Below are 490 nucleotides of genomic sequence, written 5' to 3' on the forward strand. Positions count from 1 at the left end.
GCCGGAAGCCAGTCTTGATATGCGTCAATCTGTCGGAGCGCAAAGCGGCTAGTAGTAAAGCCTTTCTAGCCAGCGTCGGAGCGCGACATGGTAAAGTGTGGTTGGTTGATAATTGCCGGCCTTACCGCTGCTTTCGCTGCCGCGGCTCAGGCTGAAGACCTCGACATCGGCAAGTCAGAATTTCAGTCTTCGTGCGCGAGTTGTCATGGCGCGGATGCAAAGGGCAAAGGACCGGTCAGCGACCAGCTCAAGATCCCGCCTCCCGATTTGACGGTGTTGGCCAAGAACAACAACGGGGTCTTTCCCACGAACGCTGTCTATGAAACCATAGATGGATCGAAAACAATTCCCGCTCACGGCACTCGTGCGATGCCAATTTGGGGGGAACGATTCAACCCCATTGTCAACTTGCCTCACTATGTTGATCCGTCTTATTGGAAGATGGCCGGGCCGGAGCAAAGCCCCGAAGTCGTCGTGCGAAAACGCATCC

At 55.3% G+C, this 490-nt stretch carries 1 protein-coding gene; it reads left to right on the plus strand.

Features of this window, described 5'->3' with window-relative positions; translation table 11 throughout:
• Positions 1-87: 87 nt before the first annotated feature.
• Positions 88-490: c-type cytochrome (locus WN73_RS11580; RefSeq protein WP_271552833.1), on the plus strand; the 403-nt coding region annotated here is incomplete at its 3' end.

The sequence above is a fragment of the Bradyrhizobium sp. CCBAU 45394 genome (assembly GCF_028128655.1).
GTDB lineage: Bacteria > Pseudomonadota > Alphaproteobacteria > Rhizobiales > Xanthobacteraceae > Bradyrhizobium > Bradyrhizobium diazoefficiens.